The sequence below is a fragment of the Burkholderia sp. SIMBA_051 genome, assembly GCF_046534915.1.
In the GTDB taxonomy this organism is placed as follows: domain Bacteria; phylum Pseudomonadota; class Gammaproteobacteria; order Burkholderiales; family Burkholderiaceae; genus Burkholderia; species Burkholderia ambifaria.
This window is the reverse complement of the sequence record NZ_JAWRXS010000827.1, coordinates 1-239: the sequence shown is the minus strand read 5'-3', so window position 1 is coordinate 239 and position 239 is coordinate 1. Positions and strand designations below refer to the sequence as shown.

Annotated in this window: 1 pseudogene; it reads left to right on the top strand. The window is 66.5% G+C overall.

The annotated features are described in order from the left end of the window. Window positions 1-239 (top strand): annotated as a pseudogene (locus SB771_RS36760) (hypothetical protein); the annotation flags it as partial.

The window sequence follows — 239 nt, the reverse complement described above, 5'->3', positions numbered from 1 at the left end:
CCGCAAGGAGGACGAACACCTCTTCCGCCTGCTGCCCCAGCGCAGCGACGCCGCGGCCCCCTTGCTGGACCGCCTGCAGGCCGAGCACCGCAACCTGTGGCGCCTCGCCATCACCCTCGATCAGGTCATCGAGGAAATGCAGCAGGCCAACAAGGCCGACCCGGCCTTCATCACCTCGGTGCTCGACTACTTCGAGCACTTCATGGACGGCTGCCACCACCGCAAGGAGGACGAACACC